Source organism: Flavicella sp. (assembly GCF_037132785.1).
Lineage (GTDB): Bacteria > Bacteroidota > Bacteroidia > Flavobacteriales > Flavobacteriaceae > Flavicella.
This window is the reverse complement of sequence record NZ_JBAHZZ010000123.1, coordinates 1-25,671: the sequence shown is the minus strand read 5'-3', so window position 1 is coordinate 25,671 and position 25,671 is coordinate 1. Positions and strand designations below refer to the sequence as shown.

The following is a 25,671-nucleotide window of genomic DNA, read 5'->3' as shown; positions in this document are numbered from 1 at the left end:
CTTTAACAAATTCATTTTTTTGATTCGTTAATACCACATTAGCAAACTCAATAGCTACATTAGAAGAATCTTTTATGATTCCTTTTATCTCTACTTGAGCATAGGATGAATAAGAGATAAATAATAAAAGAAGCGTTTTTTGTATTAAATTCATAGTTTTTTTAATTAATAATAGTTCCTATCTATAGCATATCAACAAAGATTTTTTGGTCTATCCTATACTCCCAAAAGAACACAACTCAATTTATACTTGCTTTCAATCTTTATTAAAGATAGGTGGTTTTATTGAATTACATCGATTTATTTAACTGTTTTTTACGAGGATACAGATATGTTTTAGGTATGTAACCCATATGAGTATGATGTTTTCTGTATAAAACAAGGGTATTCAAAACCATTGCAAGGGACACGCCAAAAACAAATAGCCAAATTAACGATATTGCTTATTCTGTTATTTTTGAATAGTTAAAAATAAAGAAAGGCATTTTCAAAATGTTCTATTTTAAAATTCTCATTTTTGCCTATTATTGCAATAATGTCAAACCGGACCTCTACATCTAAATTGTTTTTTATAACATAAGCATTAGCGGCTTCTACTAACAATTGAATTTTTTTTGTATTGATAAAGTCTTGTGGTTTTCCATAATAATCAGAAGAACGAGTTTTTACTTCTACGATGGCTAAATCATTTTTTTTTATGGCGATGATATCGATTTCAGCCTTTCTATAACGCCAATTTTGTGCTAAAATTTTATATTCCTTTTTAACCAAGTAATTACGTGCAATAATTTCCCCTTGAATTCCGAAATCGTTATGATCAGCCATTTTTTTAATAAGGTAAAAATAAAAGATTAAAAAATCAATCTAAAATTTCAAGAATCAAAATCGACAGCATATTTTTGAATTTTGTCTATTAATTTGGTTTTCTATATAAAACAAAGCACTTGAAGCATCTAAGAAAGTTGTTTTGTGTAGATCCTCTAAGTCTGTCTTATACCAAATAAACATCAAAATGATTCATTAAAATAGTTTCTATTTCTTTTATATTTCATCTAAAGAAAAAAATAATTCAAATTTATTATCAACCACTCTGAAATTCATTTGGTATTATTGTTCTGGTTTGTCTAACTGCTTTTTGATGTTTTTTGCTTTATTGTTGGTGTTTAGAATGAAAAAACAAAATTTACATAACGAATCAAAAGCATGCCGTATTACGGTACTTATTTCTGTGAAGAAGAACTCTTTCACAAGGTCGTTATTGTATTTGGTTCATTAAATTTAAAACTAATAAATTATACAAAGCGTCCTTTTAGGACGCTTTTTTTATACTCAAAAACCAACCTAAATATTTTAATTATGAACAAACATTTACGTAATCAAACAATTAGCACAATGCAAATTTTACAAGTTACGTTTATTAAGAAGATACTTGTTATATGTAACTGCCCAAGCCTTTATAGGACAGATTAGAAATGGTATAATATTTCTTATGAATTATAAAGGCGCTTTTAAAGTGTCTTTTTTTATGAGAAAAAAACAGATTAAAAATGGAAAAAATTAAAAGAATACTAAGAAAAACTGATAAAGTTACAGAAAATAAACTACTCATTTATATAGAGAAAGTTACCAATTCATTGTACCCAATACCTCATTTAATGGACGACGATGACGAGGATGATGACCCATTATTTATTTAGGAAGGAGTTACGGCTGCAGCTTTTGTGACCGTAGTTTTTTAGTTTAAGAACCGAACAGTTGATGAATCTTTTGAAACAACCATTTCGATGTTTCTTCCTAAATATAGCGCTCTGTTTTCTGGGTCGTGACCAGCAGGGAAATCAAAGATGACAGGTATCTTGTTATCGGGTAAAACATCTAGAATTATTTCTTCTATTGTAAGACCATATAAAGGATTATTTCTTTTAATATGGCTCATTCCTCCAATAATAATCCCATTGCAATGATCAAAATATCCATTTCTTTTTAAGGCTTGCAATAAACGATCTATATGGTATTTGTATTCTCCTATTTCTTCAATAAACAAAATTTTGTCTGTTGTATCTATAGAGGAAGAGGTTCCAAGCAGGTTTTCTAATAACGTTAGGTTTCCACCTACCAAATTTCCAGTAGCACTTCCTAGTTTATTATAACTTGAGCTAGATAAGGTATATTGGGATAATTCACCAAACAAGGCTTTTTTTAATGTAAGAACACTCTGTTGCCGTTGTTCTTCAGGGAGTCCTATATTTACGGGCATCATTCCATGAATGGTTTCTATATTTAGGTTATGGATATGGCTATGCAACACCGTAATATCAGAGTAACCAATAATCCACTTTGGTTTTTTTTGAAAAGTTGTAAAGTCAATTTGATCAATAATTCTCCCAGTTCCATAACCTCCTCTAGCACACCAAATAGCTTTTATATTTGGAGTATCTAGAGCCTGTTGTATATCGGCAAGGCGGTTTTTATCAGTTGCGGAAAAATGATTGTTTTTATCAAAAACATGCTCCCCAATAACTACGTGTAATCCCCATGATTTCACCAACTCAGCAGCTTTATAAATATTGGCCTCTTTTTTTATGATTCCAGCCGGAGCTACAATAGCAACCGTGTCTCCTTTTTGTAAGTAATCCGGTATTTTCATAGTTGAAATCTGGGCAGTTAACAGTTGAAAACTACAAAAAATAAATATAATTAATCTCAATTTTCTTTGCTTATAATTCATACAATATTATTATTTATGACCTCTTTATTCCAAAAGTTGATTCGTGTTTTTAAAATATTTTTCTAAAACGAGAATAGAAATCAGGTCTTCTCTTTTTTTGTTTTGAAATTGTTTAGTATATGCATTTGCCTTTTTAATGATGTTTTCTGCTTCTTTACTGTTTTTCGAATAATAATTAATTTTTTCGTTCAAATCAGAAAAGTCATCTTTGATTTCAACATAATGAATTCCTGCAATTAAAGTGCCTTCCATAAACCATGTTTCATATTTAGGTTTTGTTAAGACGGCTAATGAATTTGAAGACATTACATATTTTAAATTGGTAGCAACATCATTTCCTTCCCAGCATAAAATAAATTTATATTTTAATTGTTCATAGACAGGAACAAAACCTACTTTCCATTTATTATCTTTAAAATCATTTGTATGACCAATATCACATAATGGGTTTGAGAAATGCGTGTCTAAAAATCGTAAACGCAATCCTTTTTGTTTCTTTACTACCCCTCGACCAATTAAGATGTTTTTTTTATTTAGGAATTTGTTTTTGTCTTTTATAAACAAAAAATGGCGAATTTTGTTTAGGTTTAAAACAATTGAGTTTTTATTGTTTTTAACAGGTCTGCTTTTTACTATAGATGATGTATTTGGACTGTGGGTAATATCACCAAATAATGTGTTGATTTTTAATTTTTTGTTAAAGTATTTTAAATACTCAATGGTGTCAAAATAATAAGTTGTTTTACGATGGTTTTTTTTGAATTGTTTAATGGATTTGGTTGCTAAATCGAGTTCGGTATCCGGTTGAAGTTTATTGTAGTAATTCACTCTTTTTAGTATGTATTCTATCTCTTCAGCAGAACTGAATTTCTTTATTAAATGTTTTTTATACCATTTGTTATACCGAATTGGGAGGAAGTGAAAGAAGTTGGTTCTTAGGTAATAGAAAAGTTTTATTTTTTTATAACCTGAAAAGATGTCAATAAGTTTGTCCATTCTTTTGATAAATCAGTGGAGTTAGTTTTTAGAAAATATTACAACAAAAATACTTAGAAAAATCTGAAATGATATGGTTGTAATTAAAATACTGTAAGCCGATTGTTGATTTTAGTAAAAATCAACATTAATATGTAACTTTGCGCTCACTAAAAATTAAAGATGAACGACCCAAAGAGAATTACCATTACAGCAGCTTTGCCTTATACAAATGGACCTGTACATATTGGTCATTTGGCTGGAGTGTATGTGCCTGCTGATATTTACGCAAGATATTTAAGATGTAAAGGAAAAGATGTTGTCTTTGTTTGTGGTTCAGATGAGCATGGTGTGCCTATCACAATTACTGCAAAGAAAGAAGGTGTATCTCCTCAAGATGTAGTAGATAAATATAATGGGATTATCAAAAAATCGTTTTTGGATTTCGGAATTACATTTGATAATTATTCTCGTACTTCTGCTGCAATTCACCATGAAACAGCTTCTCAGTTTTTTAAAGATTTAGATGCAAAAGGCGAATTTTTAGAAAAAGTAGAAGAGCAATTGTATGATGCAGAAGCAAAACAGTTTTTGGCAGATCGTTTTGTTGTTGGTACTTGCCCTAAATGTGGAAACGAAGAAAGCTATGGAGATCAATGTGAAAAATGTGGAACATCACATAATGCAACAGATCTGATCAACCCAAAATCAGCAATTACTGGAAATATACCTACCTTAAAAGAAACAAAACATTGGTTTTTACCTTTGGACAAACATGAAGATTTTTTAAGAGAATGGATTTTAGTAGGTCATAAAAAGGACTGGAAATCAAATGTATACGGACAAGTAAAATCCTGGATTGATGATGGATTGCGTCCGAGAGCGGTAACCCGTGATTTGGATTGGGGAATTCCAGTTCCTGTACAAGGAGGAGAAGGAAAAGTTTTGTATGTGTGGTTTGATGCTCCTATTGGATATATTTCTTCAACAAAAGAATGGGCTGCAAGAGAAGGAAAAGATTGGGAGCCTTATTGGAAAGATAAGGACACCAAATTAGTGCATTTTATAGGAAAGGATAATATTGTATTTCACTGTATTATTTTCCCGGCAATGTTAAAAGCACATGGAGATTATATTTTACCTGATAACGTACCTGCCAATGAGTTTTTAAACTTGGAAGGAAAGAAATTATCGACCTCTAAAAACTGGGCTGTTTGGCTACATGAATATTTAGAAGAATTTCCAGATAAGCAAGATGTTTTGCGTTATGCTCTAACTTCAGGTGCACCTGAAACTAAAGATAACGATTTTACTTGGAAAGATTTTCAAGCTCGTAACAATAATGAATTGGTTGCGGTATTCGGGAATTTTATCAATCGAGTAGTAGTGCTTACTAATAAATATTATAAAGGTGTTGTTCCTGCTCCAAATGAGCTTACATCTATAGATGAAGAAACCTTAGAGCAATTAAAAGCTTTCCCTCAAATAATTTCAAAATCGATAGAACGTTACCGTTTTAGAGAAGCTTTGGGAGAGTTGATGAATTTTGCGCGTTTAGGAAATAAATATTTGGCAGATGAAGAGCCGTGGAAACAAATAAAAACAGATCCAGAAAGAGTACAAACAATAATGTATGTAGCAATACAAATCGCTACAGGTTTGTCAGTATTGTCTGAACCTTTCTTGCCTTATACTTCAAAAAAATTAAAGGGAATATTAAATATTAGTTCTAGTGATTCGACAAAAGAGAATAGTATTGAAAATTCATGGGCTGATGTAAGTTCTAAGGAGGTATTGCTTCCTAAAGGACACACTATTGGAAAAGCAGAATTATTATTTGCTAAAATTGAAGATGCCGAAATTCAGTTTCAATTAGATAAATTAGAAGCAACCAAATTGGCAAATAAAGCAGAGACTAGGGTGGTAGAAGGTCAAAAAGAAACCGCTACTTTTGATGACTTTACAAAAATGGATATCCGTATCGGAACTATTATTGAAGCTCAAAAAATGCCAAAAACTAAAAAATTATTGGTGTTAAAAGTGGATACTGGAATTGATGTTAGAACGATAGTTTCGGGAATTGCAGGAAGTTTTAAACCAGAAGATATTATCGGTCAACAAGTTTCTGTTTTGGTAAATCTAGCTCCTCGTAAATTGAGAGGAGTTGAAAGTCAAGGAATGATTTTAATGACAGATACTAAAGAGGGGAAATTAGCCTTTGTACAACCATCAGCAGAAAATGTTGCAAATGGTTCGCAAGTAAGTTAAAATTTTTATTCTGACTTTACTTCAAAATCTGTTTTTGTCAATATATTAAAACCTGCTATTCTATAAAATAGTAGGTTTTAATATTTTAAGAAGTTAGAAAAGATTACATATTTTAGTGCCAAAAACATGAGTGATAGAAAATTGATAAGTTCAGGGTCTACCTTCGAAAAGGAAATAGGCTATTCTAGGGCAGTAGTACAAGATAATTGGGTATTTGTATCAGGTATAACAGGATATGATTATAAAAGCATGACAATTTCAGATTCTATCGTAGAACAAACTGAACAGTGTTTTAAGAATCTTGTAGAAACATTAGCTAAAGCAGAAGCTTCTTTGGAGGGTGTTGTTCGGGTTCATTATATAGTTCCAATAGCCTCTGACTTTGAAAAATGCTGACCAGTATTGCGTAAATATTTTGGTGAAATTAAACCTGCAGCAACTATGATTTCTGCGGGGCTAATAAATGATAAAATAAAGATAGAAGTTGAAGTAACCGTATTAAAAAAGAAAAGCAATGAAGGTAAATGATTTTAAATTTATGCCAGAGTTTTTTGATCGTTATATCAATCTTTCAAATCCAGATATTGATCTGATGACTCAATTAAAAGACACCACATTTTTGCTTGATAAGCTGAGAGAAGAACTAATAGAGTTTCAAAATTATCAATACCAACAAGGGAAATGGTCTCCAAAAGACATATTACAGCATATTATAGATACAGAAAGAGTACAGGCATACAGAGCATTGGCATTTGCTAGAAATGACAAGAATATAATGCCTGGTTATGATGAAAATGTATATGCGAAAAACACCAGTCTAGAAGACAAGTCTATTGATGATTTGTTAGAAGAGTTTAAAGCCGTTCGCAGTTCTACTATTCATCTTTTTAAAAACTTCACAAAAGAAATGTTTTTAAAAGAAGGGGTTTGTTTTTCTGTTAATATTTCAGTTCTCGCTTTAGGTTTTGTTATAGTGGGACACCCAATTCATCATATTAGTGTTTTAAACGATAACTATTTTAGTGGAACTTTTAACCACGAATAGTTAGATCTAGGTTTTAATTGAGTGAAAAGCTATAAGCAATTCTGTTCATGATGTTTTCTTTGATGGAACTTAAAGAGAACAATTCCTTCAAATCATTATAACTAAGTTGAGCTTTAATCGTTTTGTTTGCAGTGGTAATACTTATTTCTTGACAGTAACAATCTGTTGTAGCGTAGTTATCCTCAAAAACATTATTCAAATCAATAATATATTTGGTAAAATCGTCATAAGCCTTTAACGGAAAAGAAAAATTATGGTTTTTGAATAGAACATGGTATTCGTCAACGTGTCGACTTTTAGAAACAATACCATTGGTTGTTGTGTTTAGGATTTTGATATCTGATGTCATCATACAAGATCGTTGCAAGGTAAATAATGAAAAAAAACATAAATTTTAGATTAAAAAGTCAAAATTGAAATCAAAGAGATCATTATGCAACGGTCTTATGTTATCTTAGTTCGTTTAGAGTTCTCTTTTACAATTTTATCTAAAAAACGGGAGCTTTTAAAGACTCCCATTTAGTACTAATCGAAACTTCTTTATGAAAATAAATGGATATTCTATTATTAAAAATTACCTCCAGCAATATCCCACCAAAGACGTGTGCCTCCAGTATCATCACCACCTAAATACCCTATAGCGATATTTACATTAGCAGCATTGGTATTTCTTTCGCTTACTACAAAATTGATTCTTCTAATTTGAATATCTGTATCTATTTTACCTCCGCTATTGTTTACAATCACAGGGAAAATTCTAGGGTAGCCTGTTCTTCTAAATTCAGACCAAGCTTCTTGACCATCGGGGAACATTGCAATCCATTTTTGAGTAATAATTTGTTCTAACTGCTCCTCGTTAGTACCGCTAGCATTATATGCTATTTTTACATCACTTGCATAAGCAATATTATTTGCCTTGTTTAGAGCATCAACAAAATTTGCAGGAGTACTTGTATCATCTGCTAAATAAGAAGCTACATCAGCAACACCATGTTGAGTAAAAGAAGTTGTTACACCATTTGTATAATGTGTAGCGGCAGATCCTGCTCCAGTCCAAGCTCTTAAAGCTGATTCTGCTTGTAAAAAGTCTACTTCGGCAGCAGACATCCATTGCATAGTTTCACCATCCACTACTGAACCAATTGAAGAGTGGGCAACATATTCTGTTTTAGAGACTATTGCAATACCCATTCTGATTCCTTTATAAAAACTTCCTAAAGAAGTGTCTTCTGCAGGATTAAAATAATGTTCTAACCTACCATCGTTATAACCTGTTAAAACAGATTCCATTTCTGCTCCCATTCGAATATCTCCCCAAGTACCACTAATATAAGTTAAGGGATGCGGAAAACCAGAATTGATAAACATATCTGTTTCCAAAAAACCTGCATTACTTGCCAAGGCTAATTCTCCTTGTGTTTTTGCAAGAGTTGGGTTTATTTTTACAATTCTCAAAGCCAAACGCAAACGCAAAGAATTTGCAAATGCTCTCCATAATGAGATATCACCTTCTAATGAAGACATATCAAAATCTGTAAATCGGACGTCTGACTTAAACTCTTCTAAAGCATCTATAGCCTCGCCTAGATCTGTAAAGAAAGCTGTATAGGCTACTTCCTGAGAATCATACTCTCCTGTTGTATCAATATCATCATATTTAGAATAACGAATAGGTCCATAGATATCAGATACTCTATGCATTGCGGTTACTTTAATAATATTCGCTAAATGAATAAATATAAATGCAGTTGCATCACCTGTATTAGTTACAGTATTTTTTATGTCCAAAGCAAATGGCATTACCTCTTCATACGCCTTAGACCAAGGCTCTCCATTCCAACCATCAACTAAAGAATAAGTCATATTATTTACATTCCCTAAAAAAGGGGTTGGAGATGACATATATCCTGAATAAACATCCCCTATCAAATTTTGTTGTGTTTGATAGCCAGAGGTTACATTCATTACATATAAAAACATGGGTGTAAATGAACCTCCAATATGATTGTTCATTTGGGTTAAACTTTCATCAGAAATCCCTTCAGGATTTGTATTTATCTTTTCAAAATCACTTGTACATTGCACTAAGCTTAGTGCAATCATTAAAGCAAATGTGAGTTTTATCAATTTTTTCATGGTCTTAGAAATTTACGTTAACATTTAATCCTATGCTTCTTGTAGAAGGTTGACCATAAATGTCAACTCCTTGTAACCCATTCCCTGTACTCGAAGTGATATTCGGATCGAAGGGTGTCTTTTTGTAAAAGAAGAAAAGGTTGTTTGCTATTAAAGAAAATCTTAAATTTTTTACAGCACTTTCTGAAAAGCTCATGTTATATCCAACCGAAAATTCTCTCAAACTTACATTGGTTGCGTCATATACATATTCACCTAACAGACCAGCTCTACCTCCTGTTTTTGAATAATAATCTTGAGCGGTCATTTGCTTGGAATTCCCATCAGTATCTACTACATCTATCATGCCTCCATTGGTGTTTCTGGCATCTGCTGTTGCTTGTGACACTCCATAATGATCGTTAATAGCCTCTGTAAGACTCACTACCTCACCTCCAATTTTAGCATCAATTAAGAAACTAATATTAAAATTTTTATATTCAAAATTATTATTCCACCCTAGGGTGAAATCAGGTTGAGCATGTGCTATTGTTTCAAAATCTGTTGATTCAATTGTTAAATTCCCGTCACCTTCATCTGTAACAATTGCCAATCCATCTTCATTTCTTACTACTGAACGGCCTCGGATAGAACCAAAGTCTTCCCCTTCTATTAATGAATAGCCATATCCATTAACTCCAGGTACTGTAAGAACAGCTTCTCCACTTTCTAGATCTTCATGCACAGAAACGACTTTGTTTTTGTTCATTGCAAAATTTATAGAGGAATTCCAAATTAAATTATCATTTACAATAGGTTTTCCATTAATTATCAACTCAATACCTGAGTTAGAAATTTCACCTGCATTTACAATATTTTGTTCATAGCCCTCTGTATTTGGTTCTGCTGAGATATAAAATATTTGATCTATCGTTTTAGAGTTATAATATGTCAGGTCAAATCCTAATCTATTTCCAAAGAATCTCCACTCAGTTCCTAATTCAAAAGACTTTTGTCTTTCTGGTCTTAGGGTTTCCCCTTCTTTAACTCCAAATGTAGGTTTTGAAAAATTGTCTTGTCCTAAAGGGATTGTATTCAAAGGAATTGTAGCATAAGCAGGAATATCTTTCCCTACCTCAGCATAAGAGCCTCTTATTTTTGCAAAAGAAACGGATGCGGGTAATTCAAAAATATCAGACAATACTCCTGTCAATCCAACAGATGGGTAAAAAAAAGACAAAGACCCTGTATTCACCAGAGTTGAAGACCAGTCTGTTCTACCTGTGACGTCTAAGAAAACCTTGTTATAAAACCCAAAGTTTGCAGATGCAAAAACAGATTGTATTTCTCTATTAGTAACCGTTTGTTGAATACCATAGGTAGAGGTAAAATTGGAAATCGTAAAATAGTTAGGGTATTTTAAACCTGTTTGATTTCCAGAGTCTAAATACATTTTGTCTCCTATCTTATACTTCGTCAAACTAGTTCCTAACAAACCCGTAAACGAAATATTTTCATTTAAATCTGTATTATAGTTTGCTATTAAATCTATATACTGTTGTGTGTTTTCAGTTTTCTCTAAAATATAACGTCCTGTTTCTGTAGCAAATTCAGTTCCAGCATACATTCTCTTGTCATAGGTTAAAAAAGACTTGTCGTAACTAACTCTAGATTGTAAAGAGAGTTTTTCTGTAATTTTATAGTTTACAGAAACATTCGCTACAACTCTTTCTGCAATATCTTTAGAAGGAGTTCTATTTACTAACCAATAAGGATTTTGTTGAATCATATCATCAAATGACGTAGCATATTGATCCATCATATTTGTCTCTACATTGAAATACTCATATTTATCTTTATAAACACTTCTATCAACTCCTACAGGGTGTAAATATAAACCTGTTAACGGGTTTGCAAACAAACCGTTTATCGGTCTGTTGTCTATTCTTTGATCTGATAAACTTACACTTGCGTTGACTTGTAATTTATCTTTATAAAAATTCATTGATTCTCTTATCGTTATATTATTACGAATCAATTTATTGTTAGGAGTGACCCCTTGTGCCAAGGTATTAGCATAAGATAAATATGTTTGAGCATTTTTAGTCCCTGCTGAAAGAGAAATAGACTGAATGGCAGTATAGCCTGTTTCAAAAAAATCATCGGTATTATTAGACAAGCCCTCTGCTTTTTCGCCCCAGGATCTAGGGTCTGTAACATTTCCGTTTTCAGCAACAGCCTGTCCAACTGAATTAGATTGGTAATCAGATTGTAATTTTGGTAATGAAATGACATTGTCCACAGTAAAACTAGAATTTACATTTACAGTTAATCTTCCTTCTTTCCCTTTTTTAGTTGTAATTAAAATTACACCATTGGCTCCTTGAGATCCATATAAAGCAGCTGCAGATGCGCCTTTTAAAACAGTTATGCTTTCAATATCATCTGGATTAATCATAGACATTGCGTCTCCTCCATCTCTATTTCCCGTTGCATCACCATAAACACTTCCTCTTGAAGAAGCCCCATTTCCGCTATTTTGCATTGGCACACCATCAATCACATATAAGGGATCATTGTTTGTTGTAGAAGAGTTACCCCTTAAGACCACTTTTGATGAGCCACCTACTCCTGATGAACTACGAGTAATAGAAATACCTGCCGATTTACCAGACAAACTATTAATAGGGTTGGTTTGTTTTACCCTTGTCAATTCATCTCCTCCAACTTGTTGAGCAGAATACGTCAATGCTTTTTTCTCTTTTTTAATTCCTAAAGCAGTAATTATTACTTCGTCTAAGGCTTGAGAATCTTCCTCCATAGAAATATTTACTAAAGTAGCATCTCCAATAATAACTGTTACATCTTTCATTCCTAAAAATAAAACTTTTAAATTTTCACCCTCAAATGCTTCTATAGAGTACAAACCATCAAAATCAGTTTGTGTACCTCTATTTGTTCCTTCTACAAATACAGAAACTCCTGGAAGAGGAATCCCATCACCAGCAGTTGTTATTGTTCCTGTAATGTTTTTTTCTTGCGCAAAAACCTGAAGGCTAATTAGCAGAGAAAAAAGCATAATAAATACTAAATTCTTGTTTTTCATAAAATATTGTTAATTGTTAGCTTCCTAAAAATATAATGCTAATACGTTTTATAAAAAAAAACTCGACAAACGACATAAAAGGACTAGTCAATGACAATCAAGCATATAATGTCTCTTTTTAGACTTTTTCATTCATAAATCTTCAATTATATTTACTACCTTTGGAAGATAAAATATGTTATTTCACGGAAAATCACTTAAAAAAAACAAGGATTTTACTTTGATTAGCTAGCTGAATACAACTCATAAACACAACTTCTATTTTAAACGTTTTGATAAGTTCTTATTATGAAACAGCAAAATTTATTATCGATGAATTAAAAACTATAAAAAGTTATACTAATTAATTATTAAACCATGAAAAAAAGAATCCTTCTTTCCATATTAAGCATTGCTTTTATAAGTTTAAATGCTCAACAGAAAAAAACACAAAAATTAAAACGTCCTAACTTTTTATTTGTATTAGTTGATGATCAATCTCCTTTTGATTTAAAAATTTACGATGGGAAATCAATTTTAGAAACCCCCAGTATAGCTAAATTAGCAAGAGACGGTATGGTTTTCGACAGTGCTAGACATATGGGCTCAATGAATGGAGCTGTTTGTACTCCATCACGTCATATGATTATGTCAGGACGTACCGTATGGAATCTCCCTGCTAGTGCAGGTTATAAAAAAGCCATCTGTCCAGATAGTTTAGAGCTTCAGACTATAGGAGCAGTCTTTAATCGGGCAGGATACAAAACAATGAGAACCTGTAAAAAAGGAAATTCTTATGCCGATGCAAACGAACAATTTACTGTTGTGCATGATGCAACAAAACGGGGAGGAACTGAAGAAACGGGTAGTGCTTGGCATTCTAAACAAGTTCTTAATTACCTGAGTGATAGACAGGTGAATGAGGAAAAAGATCCTTTCTTTATTTATTTTGGTTTTTCTCATCCGCATGATATTCGTAATGGTACTCCCGAGTTATTAGAAAAATATGGAGCCGTTAATCATACTGATAAAAACAGCCTTCCTTCAGCAAATCCTAAACAACCCGTTTTACAGGATAATTATCTTCTAAAGCACCCGTTTTTCCATGGACATAAGAATTTAAGAGATGAAGAACGAGTGAGTGGTGTTTGGAAAAATCGTGATGAACAGACTATACGTAATGAGTTAGGGCGAGAATATGCCTGTGCTGAAAATATTGATATCCAAATTGGTAAAGTTCTTGCTAAACTGGAAGAAATGGGCGAGTTGGAAAATACTTATATTATTTATACTTCCGATCATGGAATTGCAATTGGTAGACATGGTTTAACAGGAAAACAAAATTTATATGAACATACTTGGCGTGTGCCTTTTATAGTTAAAGGACCAGGAATTAAAGCTGGAATAAATGTTGAAGGAAACATTTATTTATTAGATATTTTACCTACCGTTTGTGACTTAGCTGGGATTGATATTCCTAATTCTGTTCAAGGGCTTAGTTTTAAACCTGTATTAGAAGGAGAAAAAGACAAAATAAGAGATGTAATGTATGGGGTTTATAGTGGAGGCTCGAAACCAGGGATGCGAAGTGTTACAAAAGGAGATTGGAAGTTAATAAAATATGACCTTATGCAGGGGACCATTCGCAAAACGCAGCTTTTTAATTTAAAAGAAAACCCTAATGAGTATTTACCTGAACACAAAAAAACAGGTAAAATGGAAACTAATTTAGCCAGCAATCCCTTATATGCAGACAAGCGAGAGGAAATGGAATCATTGTTGCTAGAGCAAATGAAAGCGCATAATGATCCTTATAGGCTATGGGATCAAAAGGAATAATTGTTTCAAGGGTGCCGTTTTGTCTTATGGCGAGATTGGATTTATTCTGTTTGGTAAAGAGTGTATTATTAACTCACCTTACGCAGTAATAATTTAGATTTAAGAAAATAATATTCTGTCTTGTTAATAACTTTGAGAAGAAAAAAGACTGATAATTTTGTTGATTTATATACAGATTACTTAATAAGTTCAAGTTCTTACACTACAGCTACAGGAATGGCATCCTTATTTTCGATAAAGCATGACAAAATAACAAGAGAGTTGTCAACAGGCGTTTACGACAGTAAATTTCTATGGAAAAAGGCAAAACCTTATATTGAAGAATTGATGCAATCAAAAGAAACGGTCATTTTAAACTTTGATGATTCCACACAAGAAAAACAATATACAGATGAAAGTGAACTTAATACTTGGTATTTTGACCATGTCTTTGGCAGATAGTTGGTTTTCTTCAGTAGAAAAAATGATTTCATTATTGCCTTAAAAAGTAATCGAAAAGTAGCCTTATCATTAGAAGATAAGCAAAATGGAACCTACATAAATATTAAAACATTACAGTTAGAGCAACAGACCGTGGAGGTTAGGTTTGAAAAATTAGATTTTCCGCTGTTGCTTACAAAGCAAGTTTTCAAAAACGAAAAATGATACAGTCGGCGAGTTGTAATTGGTCTGTAGTGATTTAAGTTTGTCGTATGACCAAATAACACCAATTTGTTTTTTAAATGACGTAATAATAACTTGGAATTTTTTTATTCAAATAAGCAATGAAAATAGAAGCATAGCCCAGTTACGATTTTGTTTTTATGTAAAATATGAATGAAAAAGAAACGAATTTAATGCGTCATTTGTATGTTAAAATGGTATTATATCGCTTACCCATAGTTGTTCCTGTCTATTAGGCACTTTGATTTTTACTAGGTTCTTATGTTTTCTATAGAGATGATTAGAGTCTGTAGTTGTATGGTAGTTTTAGATTTTAGGTACAAGTAAGTTGTTATTTCTTAAAAAGAAATAAAACGCATGTATTACCCTGATATAGGTTGACTATTTTTATTAATAATAGTAGACAGTCTATTGAAAAGTGAATGATCTAATTTTAGAATTTCCTGACCAAATAAGCTTATCTTTGACATTAAGAATGGATGTTTTTGTTGAACAACTCAAAAAATAATTTGAGATATAGAATCGGCATTCTCTTTTCTCTTTTTTATATAAATATTTAGGAAGGAACTAGAAAATAAATTTATTGTCTTGTCATTACAATTTCTCAAATCTCCAAAAGTCATTAAAAATTTATGTCATCTTTAATCAAACACTCTTCTCTAGCAAAAAAAATATTCGCGCTTTCTGCCCTTACAGTCTTTTTAAGCTGCTTTACCTTCTGTTTTTCACAAACAAGAACTGTGATTGAGGGAGCTGTATTAGACTCTCTTTACAATAGCGTATTACCTTATGTACATGTTTTGATTTTAAAAAACAATAGAGGAACAATTACCAATGAAAAAGGGAGCTATTCTATTGACTTATCAGACCTTGCCCCAACTGATACAGTTTCTTTCCAGTTTTTAGGCTATAAAACAAAAACCATTACAATCAATAACTTAATCAAGCTTCCACGAGTTTTTTTATCTGAAAATGTAATGTCTATTGACGAGGTAATTATCACTAACAGAAATCTAGACGCAGAGCACATCGTAAAAAATGTGCTTAAAAACAAAAGCGCCAATTACCAGACCAACTTCCACAAAGATCGAATATTTGTACGTGAACGTTATATCACAGATGTAAATAAAATTGAACTCGATTACAAAAAAAGCACAATTAAAGAACTCAACGAAGATATCATTCGTGATTTTGAAAATAAAACTCCTAAAAACTCAACATCATACTTCGATTTTCTTGCAGACTTCTATATTGACGCCAAACGATCCGAATTAAAATTAGATCCAATCAAAGCCGTTGAACTCACCTCAAAAGATTTGGCAGGTCTAGAAAACTACAAACCTCTATTTGATAAACTTTTTGCAAATACAGGCGAAGAAGAATATTGGAAAATAAAAAGTGGAATTTTCGGTCAAAAAATAGATCTTCCTAAAGATTCAATTAGAAAACAAAAAAGTTCAGAAAACAGACCCTTAAAGTATTACAAATACCTGATTGAAGATAAAATAAACTACATAACTTTTGAAGATAAAGATCTATGGGAGTTTTTACACAAAACAAATCGATATAATTTCGAATTTGAAGGCAGTACTTCAACAAATGGGGAATCCGTATATATCATCTCTTTTACACCTAAAAACAAAGGAATGTTTGAGGGAAAACTTTATGTCTCAACAGACACCTATGCACTATTAAAAGCTTCTTATAAATACAGCGAAGGTAAAACTGGTAAAAAGTTTAATTTTCTAGGGGTTGGATATGAGGAAATCGACTTTCACGGCACTATCTATTTTGAAAAGGTCGCAGACATCTATCGATTGAAATATTTTTCATTTAACAAAAAATACAATCTTAGAATTAAGAGAAAAATAGCACTCCAAAAGAAAAAAAACAGATTTCTATTTGACAAAAAATTAGTGGAGTTAAAAATAGGTTTGAATCTTGATTTACAGGTTCAAGAGGCTATTGAATATTTTGCCATCAAAACGAAAAAATTAACAGAGGAACAATTTGAAAACTATAAAGAAAAGAAAACATTTAATATTATCAATATTGATCAATTTGATAAAAACCTATGGAAAGGCTACGACATCATTGAACCCACAAAACAATTAAAAAACTACAAAAAACTAGAGTAATACTAATTTTGGAATATTTTTTATTCAGATAAGCAATAAAAATAGAAGTATAGCCCTGTTACGGTTTTGTTTTTGTATGAAATATGAATGAAAAAGAAACGAATTTAATGCGTCATTTAAATGTTAAAATGGCATAATACCTCCGAAGCTCGGATTTACAATCAATTATTTCAGAATGTTTTAAATATAAGAAATAATAAAGTCTATTTTGTATCTTAGGAACTTCTTAAGAAGTTTAGGTTATGAAAAAACAATGTTTAGAATGTGCAGAAGAATTTATAGGAAGATCGGATAAAAAGTTTTGTTCCGATTATTGTAGAAATTCATACAATAACAAAGTAGATTCTGAATCCAAAAACTTAGTAAGAAACATCAATAATCGACTTAAAAAAAACCACAAGGTTCTCACCAAATTAAATCGCAGTGGAAAGACAAAAATTCCAAAATTTAAACTAACAGATGAGGGGTTTTATTTTAAATATTTTACTAATATCTATACTACACAAACAGGTAATATTTATTATTATATCTACGATCAGGGTTATCTACCTTTAGATAATGGATATTTTCTACTTGTTAGAAAAGAATCCTAAATATCTTTTAAAGCCAAGGCCGCTTTTAATATGTCTCTTCGGCTGATTTGCCCTACCAAGGCTCCATTCTCCAAAACAGGAAAACGTTTTCTTTTCGATGTATAAAACAAACTTGCAACTTCAAAAATTGACATACCTGTATTAATTGTGTCAACATTTTTTACCATATGGTCTTCTACTTTCACATGATTCATAGGAAGGTTATAATAACCACTTTCTGCTATCTGTTTCATACAGTCTCCTTCTGAAATTATCCCTAGCAATTCATTTTTATCATTCACTACTGGACCTCCAGATATTTTGTTTTTTATCAACAACTCCATTACCTCAAGAACTGACTGTTCTGGCTTAAAGGTAATTAATTTGGTCGTCATATATTTCGACACTAAAATCTTGTCTGAGACTTTCTTTTCTTGCTTGATTGTTGCTGCTTTGAAATTTTTTATTGCCATTCTAATTGTTTTAGAGAATTTTAAAGATACTTATTTTTTTTTATCTTTCTTTGAGCAATTCAAATTATCAAAAAAATGCATGTATACAAAGTACACAGGCATTTTAAAATCACTTTTTTTCTTTAAAAGAATGAATTAAACAATTTTCGTAACACGTAAATTGTTTACCATCCCTTTCTTTTTTATAGGAGTTGAATTTAAGTTAATCACATAATCACCAGAATTTAAAACACCTTTGTCAACAACCATTTGATTTACTTGAGCAATCGTTTTAGTCATAGATTCATCACTTTCATAATATCTAGCTTTTACACCCCAAAACAAGTTCAGCATAGCCAATACTCTTTTGTTTGGAGAAAATACTTGAATATGAGAATTTGGTCTTAAAGCAGATATTTGAAATGCCGTATAACCTGAGTATGTTAAAGTAACAATTGCTTTTGCTTTAATTTGATCTGCCAAAGAAGCTGCTTGGTAACAAACGGCATCAGATAAATAACGCTCAGTATTACTAAATACAGGTGCTTGTCTTGGCACATCAATTAATGGAGAGTGCTCTACACTTACAATGATCTCACGCATTTTCTTGATTACCTCATTTGGAAATTCACCAACAGAAGTCTCTCCCGATAACATCACTGCATCTGCACCATCCATAATAGAATTCGCAACATCATTTACCTCTGCTCTTGTTGGAACTTGATTTTCAATCATAGTTTCCATCATTTGAGTTGCAATAATTACTGGTATCTTAGCCTCTTTCGCTTTTCTTACCAACATCTTTTGCACCAATGGCACTTCAGCCATAGGAATCTCAACACCTAAATCGCCACGAGCTACCATTAAGGCATCTGTATTCGCTATAATTGCATCAATATTTTCTAAAGCTTCTGGTTTTTCGATTTTAGAAATAACTCTAGTTCTGTATACTGAAGTATCAGAATTCTCTCTAATTAATTTATGAATAGCATCTAAATCTTCTGGATTACGAACAAAAGACAAAGCCATCCAATCTACTTCTAAGGACAATGCAAAAATTGCGTCTTTAATATCTTTCTCTGTCAATGCAGGTAAAGAAATCTCTGTATTTGGTAAGTTCACACCTTTCTTAGATTTTAACGGACCTCCACGTAATACTTTTGTAGTTACTATTTCTTTTCCATCAGTAGCAGTTACTTCAAAAAGTAATTTACCATCATCTACTAAAATTTGTTCTCCAACTTTTACATCGACAGGAAAGTTTTTATACGTCATAAAGGCCTTATCCTTATTTCCTACTGGTAAATCAGCAGTTGTAAAGGTAAATACATCTCCTTTTACTAACACAATTCCTTCCTCCATTACACCTACACGTAATTTAGGTCCTTGTAAATCAGCCAAACAAGCGACATGGTATTCCATTTCCTCATTTAATTCTCTAATGATTTTAACAATTTTCTTAACCTCAGTGTAATCAGCATGAGAAAAGTTAATTCTAAAAACATTCACACCAGAGATCATCAACTCTTTTAAAGTTTCTCTGTTGTTAATTGCAGGACCAAGGGTTGCAACAATTTTTGTCTTTTTAGTATTTGGCATAATTATATAATTAAAAAATCTTTCGACTTTAGTGTTGTTATGTCTATTTTATAGGAGGTCATAACTTGCTCCAGTTTATTAATGTTTTGTATCGTCTCGTGAACCAAATACGAGTCGTAATCACCTTCTATTTTTACTAAAAAATCCGTTTTTTTCTTCTCTGGGATTAAGTAGCTCGTTCTATTTACTGTTTCATTAATTGCGCCAAATAAACCATTTTCAATAGGGTCACTTGAAATTCCATGATATTTATTTTCTATTAAATACCAATTCATATCTTTAGATTCATCCTCGTGTCTATAAACGGAAAAACAGGCTCTTTGTAAGCCGTCTTCCAACACTAACGAATCTTTTGATTTTTTAAAAGAAATATTTAAGTTCCTATTTAAAAGATAAGCCAGTTTATAATCAGACAAACTCGTATAGATACTAATTAATGTGAAATTTGAATCTTCAAAATCATCTATTTCTAAAGAATGTACTTGCATAAAAACAAAACTTTGGCTAAGTTACTTATAATTTAGAGTACCAAAAAAAAAAGATACGAAAACGTTGTAGCCTTTTAGAATACTTTTTTTATTTCATGTTGATAAACAAAATAAATTCTTTTAGAAGCGATCTCTTCAGCTTTCTTCTTCGATGTTGACCGGCCTTTAGAAACCACTTTGTTTTCAATCATCAATTTTACACTATAATGCCTAATGTTTTCATTGCCTGAATCCTCATAAGTTGCGAATTCAAGTTTCTTTTTCGTCTTTTGGCACCATTCAATAACAATCCCCTTATAACTGGTAATTTTATTCTCTAATGAAGGTATATCAACAAAGGCATCAATGACCCTTTTGTTAATAAATTTCTCGCAATATACGTATCCTCTATCTAAATAAATAGCTCCAATAAGAGCCTCAAATATGTTTCCATATATGTTTTGCCCCATTCGGTTTTTCGAAATGGTACTTTTTACAAAACGAACAAGATTCAAATCTTTTCCCAGCGCATTCAATTGATTTCTACTTACAATTTTAGAACGCATTTGAGTGAGGTACCCCTCATTTCCATCTGGCACCATTTTAAACAAAAAAGCTGCTATAATAGAACCGAGCATAGCATCTCCTAAAAACTCCATCCTTTCATAATTGATAGAATTCCCATTCTCGTCTAATACTTTAACAGATCGATGAATAAAGGCTGTTTTGTAATAGTTAATATTTTTAGGTCGAAAACCTAAAAGTTTTTTTAACGCAACATAAAATTCCTCTTCCTCTTTATCTAGAGATCTTATTATGTTTCGAATAAGTTTCAAATGTAATTTAGTCTATTTTTTTTATCAATACACAAGCATTGTGTCCGCCAAATCCGAAAGTATTACTCATCGCAACTTTAACATCTCTTTTCTGAGCTTTGTTTAAAGTAAGATTTAATTTTTCGTCAATCCGATCATCAACTGTAACATGATTAATTGTTGGAGGAACAATTCCATGTTTCATTGCCAAAATTGAAGCAATTGCTTCAATGGCACCAGCAGCACCTAATAAATGCCCTGTCATTGATTTTGTTGAATTGATATTGATTTTGTATGCTTTTTCACCAAACACATCTAAAATTGCTTTTGTTTCAGCAATATCTCCTAATGGAGTTGATGTACCATGTACATTAATTGCGTCAATGTCGTCTATTGTAAGTCCGGCATCTTTGATACAATTTAACATTACATTTCTAGCACCTAAGCCTTCTGGGTGCGGAGCTGTTAAATGGTGAGCATCTGCAGAAAGTCCTCCTCCAGCTATCTCAGCATATATTTTTGCTCCACGCGCTTTGGCATGTTCATATTCTTCTAAAATTAATGATCCTGCACCTTCTCCCATAACAAAACCGTTTCGGTTTTTATCAAATGGTCTTGATGCCGTTTTTGGGTCATCATTACTTGTAGAAAGAGCATGTAAAGCATTGAAACCTCCCATACCCGCATGTGTTATCGCTGCTTCAGAACCTCCTGAAACAATAATATCAGCATACCCTAAACGTATATAATTTAAGGCATCAATAATTGCATTTGCCGAAGAGGCACATGCAGACACTGTTGTAAAGTTTGGACCTCTATAACCGTGTTTGATAGAAATCATTCCTGGAGCTATATCAGCAATCATTTTAGGAATGAAAAATGGGTTGAATTTTGGCGTTCCATCACCAGCAGCAAATTCCATCACTTGTTTTTCAAAAGTGTCAATACCACCAATTCCTGCTCCCCAAATCACCCCAACTCTGTCAACATCAACATTTTCAGATGTTAAACCAGCATCCGCGATAGCTTCATCAGCTGCAACCATTGCATACTGAGTAAACTTATCCATTTTTCTAGCCTCTTTTCTGTTGATGAATTCATGGACGTCAAATCCTTTTAATTCACAAGCAAAACGAGTTTTGAACTTGGCAGCATCAAAATTAGTAATAGGTCCAGCTCCGCTGACACCATTTACTAGTCCATTCCAATATTCTTCAATATTATTTCCGATTGGCGTCAATGCACCAAGTCCAGTTACTACTACTCGCTTTAATTCCATAAAAGTATTACTTTTTTGCTTCTTCTATATAGCTTACTGCTTGTCCAACGGTTCCAATGTTTTCTGCTTGGTCATCTGGGATTTGAATAGAAAATTCTTTCTCAAATTCCATAATCAATTCAACTGTATCCAATGAATCAGCTCCTAAATCATTTGTGAAGCTAGCTTCGTTAGTTACTTCGTTCTCGTCAACGCCTAATTTATCAACGATGATCGCTTTTACTCTTGATGCAATGTCTGACATAATTTTTTATTTTAAATTTTAAATCTTGGCAAAAATAATAAACTTTCATTTAAAAAAGCATTTTACGAAGAAAATGTGTTCACTAAAATAAAAAAATATCTTTAATAATTTGATTATCTTGGTTTAATATTAATATTTATTGTTTTTTTGTACTTCAATTCCCTTTATAATATACAATGAAAAGATTAGTAATATTGGCTTCCGGATCAGGTAGCAACGCAGAAAACATCATTAGATACTTTGAAAGTCACAACGAAATAAGTATAACTTCGATTGTAACAAACAGAAAAGAAGCAAAGGTCTTAGATAGAGCAAAAAAACTAAATGTCCCATCGCAGTATTTTTCCAGAAAATCCTTTTTTGAGGAGGAAGTGGTATTGGAATACTTGCAACAAAACGCAGATTATGTGATATTAGCAGGGTTTTTACTAAAAATACCTCAAAACATCGTTGATGCGTATCCAAATAAAATTATTAACATACACCCTTCATTACTTCCTAAATTTGGAGGAAAAGGCATGTATGGAATGAATATTCACAATGCTGTAAAAGAGCAAGGGGAAACAGAAACGGGTATTACGGTCCACTTTGTAAACGAAAATTACGACGAAGGTGCAATTATTTTTCAAGCAAAAACACCTGTGCTAATTACAGATACTCCTGAAGACATCGCTAAGAGTATTCATAAACTAGAATATGCTAATTTTCCTAAAGTAATTGAAGAAACGATTTTATAATTAAGAAACTTTATCTATTAAACCACCCTTCGATAAGCGTAGGGTTCTGAAAAATGGCAAAAAAATATTATGTAGTCTGGGAAGGAAAAAACAGAGGTGTTTTCACTTCTTGGTCTGTATGTAAAAAAAATATTGATGGATATTCTGGAGCAAAATACAAATCATTCGCAGACAAAAAAATGGCTGAAAAAGCTTTTCGTGGAACCTATGATGAACACAAAGGGCTAAGCACAAAAAAGAAAGAACTTACAGCTCAAGAAAAAAAAGCCTATGGAAAACCTATATTAGACACCATCGCTGTAGATGCCGCTTGCAGTGGAAACCCAGGTAAAATGGAGTATCGTGGTGTTGCTACCAGTACTGGAACACAACTTTTTATTCAAGGTCCTTATAAATCTGGAACCAATAATATTGGTGAGTTTTTGGCATTGGTACATGGTCTGGCTTGGTTACAACAAAAAAAACAACCAAACCTGCCTATATATTCTGATTCTAGAATTGCAATCTCGTGGGTAAAACAACGTAAATGTAAAACCAAACTTCCTTTAAATAAAAACACAGAAGTTTTATTCGATTTGATAAAAAGAGCTGAACTTTGGTTAAAAAAAAATCCTTATCAAAACCCTATTTTAAAATGGGAAACAAAAGCTTGGGGTGAAATTCCTGCTGACTTTGGTCGAAAATGATAACTTTCGGTTTTTTATTACCTCACTCGGATGTAATCTAACCTCCTTTTTTAATTAAATGAAACTTCGTTTCTAAGAAAGCATAATTTGTGCTTTTTTTACTGCAGTAACCAGAACATCAATTTCTTCTTTGGTATTATAAAAAGCAAAAGAAGCCCTAACTGTTCCAGGAATATTATAATAATTCATAATCGGCTGTGCACAGTGATGTCCCGTTCTAACAGCAACACCAAATTTATCTAGTATACTTCCTATATCAAAAGGATGAATGGTTCCGATATTAAAAGATATTACAGCTGCCTTGTTTTTAGAAGTTCCATAAATTCGAAGTCCTTCTACTTCTAATAATTTTTCAGTTCCGTATTGCAATAACTCATTTTCGTAAGCGGAAATCGCCTCAAAACCAATTTCGTTCATATAGTCCAAAGCAACTCCAAAAGCAATACCTCCAGCGATATTAGGAGTTCCTGCTTCAAACTTATGAGGTAAACCTGCATAGGTTGTTTTTTCAAAAGTTACGGTTTCGATCATTTCTCCTCCTCCTTGATAAGGAGGTAATTTATTTAACCATTCTTCTTTTCCATATAAAACCCCCACTCCGGTAGGACCACATAATTTATGAGCTGAAGCCACATAAAAATCAACATCCAAGCCTTGAACATCAGGTTTTATATGAGGACAGGCTTGTGCACCATCAATTAAAACAGCCGCTCCAACAGCATGTGCTTTGTCAATAATTTCTTGAATTGGGTTGATGGTGCCTAAAGCATTTGAAATATGATTGACAAAAACCAATTTAGTTTTATCCGACAATAAAGAATCATAAACATGCATTTCCAATTCTCCCACTTCATTAAAAGGAATCACCTTTAATACAGCACCCGTTCGTTCACACAACATTTGCCAAGGCACAATATTTGAATGATGCTCCAATCCAGAAACAATAACCTCGTCTCCTTTATTTAAAAAATCAGTAAATCCTGTTGCTACGATATTTATACTGTGGGTTGTACCTGCAGTTAAAATAATTTCATACGCATTTTTTGCATTAAAATGCTTTTGGACTTTCAATCGAGCTTGTTCGTATGCATCCGTTGCAACCTGACTTAAAGTATGTACTCCTCTGTGAATATTCGCATTAATTTTAGAATAATAATTTACAATTGAATCAATTACAACTTGAGGTTTTTGACTTGTTGCTGCGTTGTCAAAATACACCAAAGGCTTTCCATTTATCTCTTCTTTAAGTATCGGAAAATCAGCTCTTATTTTCTGAATATCAATCATAATTCTGCAAATTTGAATTGCAAAAATACTACATGAAATAGTTTTTACCTACAAATAAGAATAAAAATAATAACTATGTTTGTAACACAAAAACATGTATGAAGACCGTTGCATAATGCTCTTTTCAGTTTTAGATTTCAATTCTGACTTTTTAAATCTAAAATTTATGTTTTTTTTCATTAGTTATGGATCTCTTTCTTGGTTCATTTTCCTCTGTTTTTCAGAATTAGTGGCAATTATCCATGGACTTCTATATAAATTGTAACAAATAGCTTCCATCAGATTTTGAGTATGCATTTTTTCCATATCTCTATATCTTGCAATTCCTCCTTTAAACCATAACTTTATTCCTCCAAAAGTTCGCTCCACTTTAAACCTTGTTTTGCTAATTAATTTATTAAATCGTTTTTCCCATTTTGTCAATGATTTATTTTTAACAGCTTTTTTAAGAATGTGATTCTTTAAATTTCGATCTTTTAAAAGTGTTGCGTTTTTCTTTGATTGATACCCTTTATCCGCTTTTAAAGGAATGTCTTTTGGTAGCCTTTAACGTGACTGTATTTAAAACATCTTCTAAATTAGATATCTCATTCTTAACTTGCAGTTGTGGTTAATACTCCAAGAACCAAGCCTTGTTGATCGGTTACATGATGTTTCTTAAAACCAAAATGATATTT

The 25,671-nt window shown here is 32.1% G+C and carries 24 protein-coding genes; 10 read left to right on the top strand and 14 right to left on the bottom strand.

Annotated features, from left to right (window positions below; translation table 11 throughout):
* Positions 1-465: 465 nt before the first annotated feature.
* On the bottom strand, positions 466-825 hold the full coding sequence (locus V5787_RS08355; protein WP_336892789.1) for a YraN family protein: 360 nt from the start codon (positions 823-825) through the stop codon (positions 466-468).
* A 722-nt stretch (positions 826-1,547) separates the two neighbouring features.
* Between V5787_RS08355 and V5787_RS08350 the strand changes: the two genes are divergently transcribed.
* Positions 1,548-1,697 carry a hypothetical protein gene (locus V5787_RS08350; RefSeq protein ID WP_336892788.1) on the top strand — a complete coding sequence of 50 codons (150 nt, stop codon included), beginning with the start codon at positions 1,548-1,550 and terminating at the stop codon, positions 1,695-1,697.
* Positions 1,698-1,735: 38 nt separating this feature from the next.
* On the opposite strand, the gene V5787_RS08345 is transcribed toward V5787_RS08350, so the two are convergent.
* Together V5787_RS08345 and V5787_RS08340 are read right to left on the bottom strand one after the other, a co-directional pair.
* Positions 1,736-2,647, bottom strand: a complete 912-nt coding sequence (locus V5787_RS08345) for an LD-carboxypeptidase (protein ID WP_336892787.1) — start codon at positions 2,645-2,647, stop codon at positions 1,736-1,738.
* A 105-nt stretch (positions 2,648-2,752) separates the two neighbouring features.
* Positions 2,753-3,724 carry a glycosyl transferase family 90 gene (locus V5787_RS08340; protein WP_336892786.1) on the bottom strand — a complete coding sequence of 324 codons (972 nt, stop codon included), beginning with the start codon at positions 3,722-3,724 and terminating at the stop codon, positions 2,753-2,755.
* A 162-nt stretch (positions 3,725-3,886) separates the two neighbouring features.
* Between V5787_RS08340 and metG the strand changes: the two genes are divergently transcribed.
* The 3 genes from metG to V5787_RS08325 all read left to right on the top strand — a co-directional run bounded on the left by metG (position 3,887) and on the right by V5787_RS08325 (position 7,016).
* Positions 3,887-5,971 carry a methionine--tRNA ligase gene (gene metG, locus V5787_RS08335; protein WP_336892785.1) on the top strand — a complete coding sequence of 695 codons (2,085 nt, stop codon included), beginning with the start codon at positions 3,887-3,889 and terminating at the stop codon, positions 5,969-5,971.
* A 126-nt stretch (positions 5,972-6,097) separates the two neighbouring features.
* Complete coding sequence (locus V5787_RS08330; RefSeq protein ID WP_336892784.1) at positions 6,098-6,367, top strand: Rid family hydrolase; 270 nt, start codon at positions 6,098-6,100, stop codon at positions 6,365-6,367.
* A gap of 118 nt (positions 6,368-6,485) precedes the next feature.
* Positions 6,486-7,016 (top strand): DinB family protein, encoded by a 531-nt coding sequence (locus tag V5787_RS08325; RefSeq protein ID WP_336892783.1) that lies wholly within the window; start codon positions 6,486-6,488, stop codon positions 7,014-7,016.
* Between the two features lie 13 nt (positions 7,017-7,029).
* Here V5787_RS08325 and V5787_RS08320 read toward each other — a convergent pair whose 3' ends face one another.
* The 3 genes from V5787_RS08320 to V5787_RS08310 all read right to left on the bottom strand — a co-directional run bounded on the left by V5787_RS08320 (position 7,030) and on the right by V5787_RS08310 (position 12,237).
* Positions 7,030-7,368, bottom strand: a complete 339-nt coding sequence (locus V5787_RS08320) for a DUF6686 family protein (RefSeq protein WP_336892782.1) — start codon at positions 7,366-7,368, stop codon at positions 7,030-7,032.
* A gap of 215 nt (positions 7,369-7,583) precedes the next feature.
* The gene (locus V5787_RS08315) at positions 7,584-9,152 is read right to left on the bottom strand and encodes a RagB/SusD family nutrient uptake outer membrane protein (protein WP_336892781.1); all 1,569 of its coding nucleotides are present in this window, start codon (positions 9,150-9,152) and stop codon (positions 7,584-7,586) included.
* Between the two features lie 4 nt (positions 9,153-9,156).
* Positions 9,157-12,237, bottom strand: a complete 3,081-nt coding sequence (locus tag V5787_RS08310; protein WP_336892780.1) for a SusC/RagA family TonB-linked outer membrane protein — start codon at positions 12,235-12,237, stop codon at positions 9,157-9,159.
* Positions 12,238-12,594: 357 nt separating this feature from the next.
* Here V5787_RS08310 and V5787_RS08305 point away from each other — a divergent pair, with 357 nt between their 5' ends.
* The 4 genes from V5787_RS08305 (at position 12,595) to V5787_RS08290 (ending at position 17,449) form a co-directional block, all read left to right on the top strand.
* Complete coding sequence (locus V5787_RS08305) at positions 12,595-14,055, top strand: sulfatase-like hydrolase/transferase (RefSeq protein WP_336892779.1); 1,461 nt, start codon at positions 12,595-12,597, stop codon at positions 14,053-14,055.
* 132 nt (positions 14,056-14,187) lie between these two features.
* Complete coding sequence (locus V5787_RS08300) at positions 14,188-14,496, top strand: hypothetical protein (protein WP_336892778.1); 309 nt, start codon at positions 14,188-14,190, stop codon at positions 14,494-14,496.
* A gap of 854 nt (positions 14,497-15,350) precedes the next feature.
* Positions 15,351-16,856: a carboxypeptidase-like regulatory domain-containing protein gene (locus tag V5787_RS08295; protein ID WP_336892777.1), complete on the top strand. Its 1,506-nt coding sequence runs from the start codon at positions 15,351-15,353 to the stop codon at positions 16,854-16,856.
* A 242-nt stretch (positions 16,857-17,098) separates the two neighbouring features.
* A complete protein-coding gene (locus tag V5787_RS08290) occupies positions 17,099-17,449 on the top strand; it encodes a hypothetical protein (protein ID WP_336892776.1) in 351 nt (116 codons plus the stop codon).
* Here the strand turns inward: V5787_RS08290 and V5787_RS08285 are convergent.
* The 6 genes from V5787_RS08285 to V5787_RS08260 all read right to left on the bottom strand — a co-directional run bounded on the left by V5787_RS08285 (position 17,446) and on the right by V5787_RS08260 (position 22,284).
* On the bottom strand, positions 17,446-17,901 hold the full coding sequence (locus tag V5787_RS08285) for a CBS domain-containing protein (protein ID WP_336892775.1): 456 nt from the start codon (positions 17,899-17,901) through the stop codon (positions 17,446-17,448). The genes V5787_RS08290 and V5787_RS08285 overlap by 4 nt on opposite strands.
* Positions 17,902-18,036: 135 nt before the next feature.
* A complete protein-coding gene (gene pyk / locus V5787_RS08280; protein WP_336892774.1) occupies positions 18,037-19,479 on the bottom strand; it encodes a pyruvate kinase in 1,443 nt (480 codons plus the stop codon).
* A 2-nt stretch (positions 19,480-19,481) separates the two neighbouring features.
* Entirely contained in the window at positions 19,482-19,967 is a 486-nt protein-coding gene (locus V5787_RS08275; RefSeq protein ID WP_336892773.1) for an IPExxxVDY family protein, read from the bottom strand.
* Positions 19,968-20,041: 74 nt separating this feature from the next.
* Complete coding sequence (gene rnc / locus V5787_RS08270; RefSeq protein ID WP_336892772.1) at positions 20,042-20,782, bottom strand: ribonuclease III; 741 nt, start codon at positions 20,780-20,782, stop codon at positions 20,042-20,044.
* Between the two features lie 7 nt (positions 20,783-20,789).
* Positions 20,790-22,040 carry a beta-ketoacyl-ACP synthase II gene (gene fabF, locus V5787_RS08265; protein WP_336892771.1) on the bottom strand — a complete coding sequence of 417 codons (1,251 nt, stop codon included), beginning with the start codon at positions 22,038-22,040 and terminating at the stop codon, positions 20,790-20,792.
* Between the two features lie 7 nt (positions 22,041-22,047).
* On the bottom strand, positions 22,048-22,284 hold the full coding sequence (locus V5787_RS08260; protein WP_152286074.1) for an acyl carrier protein: 237 nt from the start codon (positions 22,282-22,284) through the stop codon (positions 22,048-22,050).
* A gap of 176 nt (positions 22,285-22,460) precedes the next feature.
* Between V5787_RS08260 and purN the strand changes: the two genes are divergently transcribed.
* Together purN and V5787_RS08250 are read left to right on the top strand one after the other, a co-directional pair.
* Positions 22,461-23,021, top strand: coding sequence for a phosphoribosylglycinamide formyltransferase (purN, locus tag V5787_RS08255; RefSeq protein ID WP_336892770.1), 561 nt, complete (start codon positions 22,461-22,463; stop codon positions 23,019-23,021).
* A gap of 53 nt (positions 23,022-23,074) precedes the next feature.
* Positions 23,075-23,707 (top strand): ribonuclease H family protein, encoded by a 633-nt coding sequence (locus V5787_RS08250; RefSeq protein WP_336892769.1) that lies wholly within the window; start codon positions 23,075-23,077, stop codon positions 23,705-23,707.
* A gap of 72 nt (positions 23,708-23,779) precedes the next feature.
* Here V5787_RS08250 and V5787_RS08245 read toward each other — a convergent pair whose 3' ends face one another.
* Both V5787_RS08245 and V5787_RS08240 read right to left on the bottom strand, forming a co-directional pair.
* Positions 23,780-24,994 (bottom strand): cysteine desulfurase, encoded by a 1,215-nt coding sequence (locus V5787_RS08245; protein WP_336892768.1) that lies wholly within the window; start codon positions 24,992-24,994, stop codon positions 23,780-23,782.
* 183 nt (positions 24,995-25,177) lie between these two features.
* Entirely contained in the window at positions 25,178-25,525 is a 348-nt protein-coding gene (locus V5787_RS08240) for a transposase (RefSeq protein ID WP_336892790.1), read from the bottom strand.
* Positions 25,526-25,671: the final 146 nt, after the last annotated feature.

Coding starts and splice junctions, on each gene's coding strand:
- V5787_RS08275 (WP_336892773.1), bottom strand. CDS start 19,967: ATGCAAGTACATTCTTTAGAAATAGATGATTTTGAAGATTCAAATTTC.
- V5787_RS08330 (WP_336892784.1), top strand. CDS start 6,098: ATGAGTGATAGAAAATTGATAAGTTCAGGGTCTACCTTCGAAAAGGAA.
- V5787_RS08350 (WP_336892788.1), top strand. CDS start 1,548: ATGGAAAAAATTAAAAGAATACTAAGAAAAACTGATAAAGTTACAGAA.
- V5787_RS08250 (WP_336892769.1), top strand. CDS start 23,075: ATGGCAAAAAAATATTATGTAGTCTGGGAAGGAAAAAACAGAGGTGTT.
- purN (WP_336892770.1), top strand. CDS start 22,461: ATGAAAAGATTAGTAATATTGGCTTCCGGATCAGGTAGCAACGCAGAA.
- V5787_RS08245 (WP_336892768.1), bottom strand. CDS start 24,994: ATGATTGATATTCAGAAAATAAGAGCTGATTTTCCGATACTTAAAGAA.
- fabF (WP_336892771.1), bottom strand. CDS start 22,040: ATGGAATTAAAGCGAGTAGTAGTAACTGGACTTGGTGCATTGACGCCA.
- V5787_RS08310 (WP_336892780.1), bottom strand. CDS start 12,237: ATGAAAAACAAGAATTTAGTATTTATTATGCTTTTTTCTCTGCTAATT.
- V5787_RS08285 (WP_336892775.1), bottom strand. CDS start 17,901: ATGGCAATAAAAAATTTCAAAGCAGCAACAATCAAGCAAGAAAAGAAA.
- V5787_RS08320 (WP_336892782.1), bottom strand. CDS start 7,368: ATGATGACATCAGATATCAAAATCCTAAACACAACAACCAATGGTATT.
- V5787_RS08295 (WP_336892777.1), top strand. CDS start 15,351: ATGTCATCTTTAATCAAACACTCTTCTCTAGCAAAAAAAATATTCGCG.
- V5787_RS08290 (WP_336892776.1), top strand. CDS start 17,099: ATGAAAAAACAATGTTTAGAATGTGCAGAAGAATTTATAGGAAGATCG.
- V5787_RS08325 (WP_336892783.1), top strand. CDS start 6,486: ATGAAGGTAAATGATTTTAAATTTATGCCAGAGTTTTTTGATCGTTAT.
- V5787_RS08345 (WP_336892787.1), bottom strand. CDS start 2,647: ATGAAAATACCGGATTACTTACAAAAAGGAGACACGGTTGCTATTGTA.
- V5787_RS08340 (WP_336892786.1), bottom strand. CDS start 3,724: ATGGACAAACTTATTGACATCTTTTCAGGTTATAAAAAAATAAAACTT.
- V5787_RS08305 (WP_336892779.1), top strand. CDS start 12,595: ATGAAAAAAAGAATCCTTCTTTCCATATTAAGCATTGCTTTTATAAGT.
- V5787_RS08355 (WP_336892789.1), bottom strand. CDS start 825: ATGGCTGATCATAACGATTTCGGAATTCAAGGGGAAATTATTGCACGT.
- V5787_RS08315 (WP_336892781.1), bottom strand. CDS start 9,152: ATGAAAAAATTGATAAAACTCACATTTGCTTTAATGATTGCACTAAGC.
- metG (WP_336892785.1), top strand. CDS start 3,887: ATGAACGACCCAAAGAGAATTACCATTACAGCAGCTTTGCCTTATACA.
- pyk (WP_336892774.1), bottom strand. CDS start 19,479: ATGCCAAATACTAAAAAGACAAAAATTGTTGCAACCCTTGGTCCTGCA.
- V5787_RS08260 (WP_152286074.1), bottom strand. CDS start 22,284: ATGTCAGACATTGCATCAAGAGTAAAAGCGATCATCGTTGATAAATTA.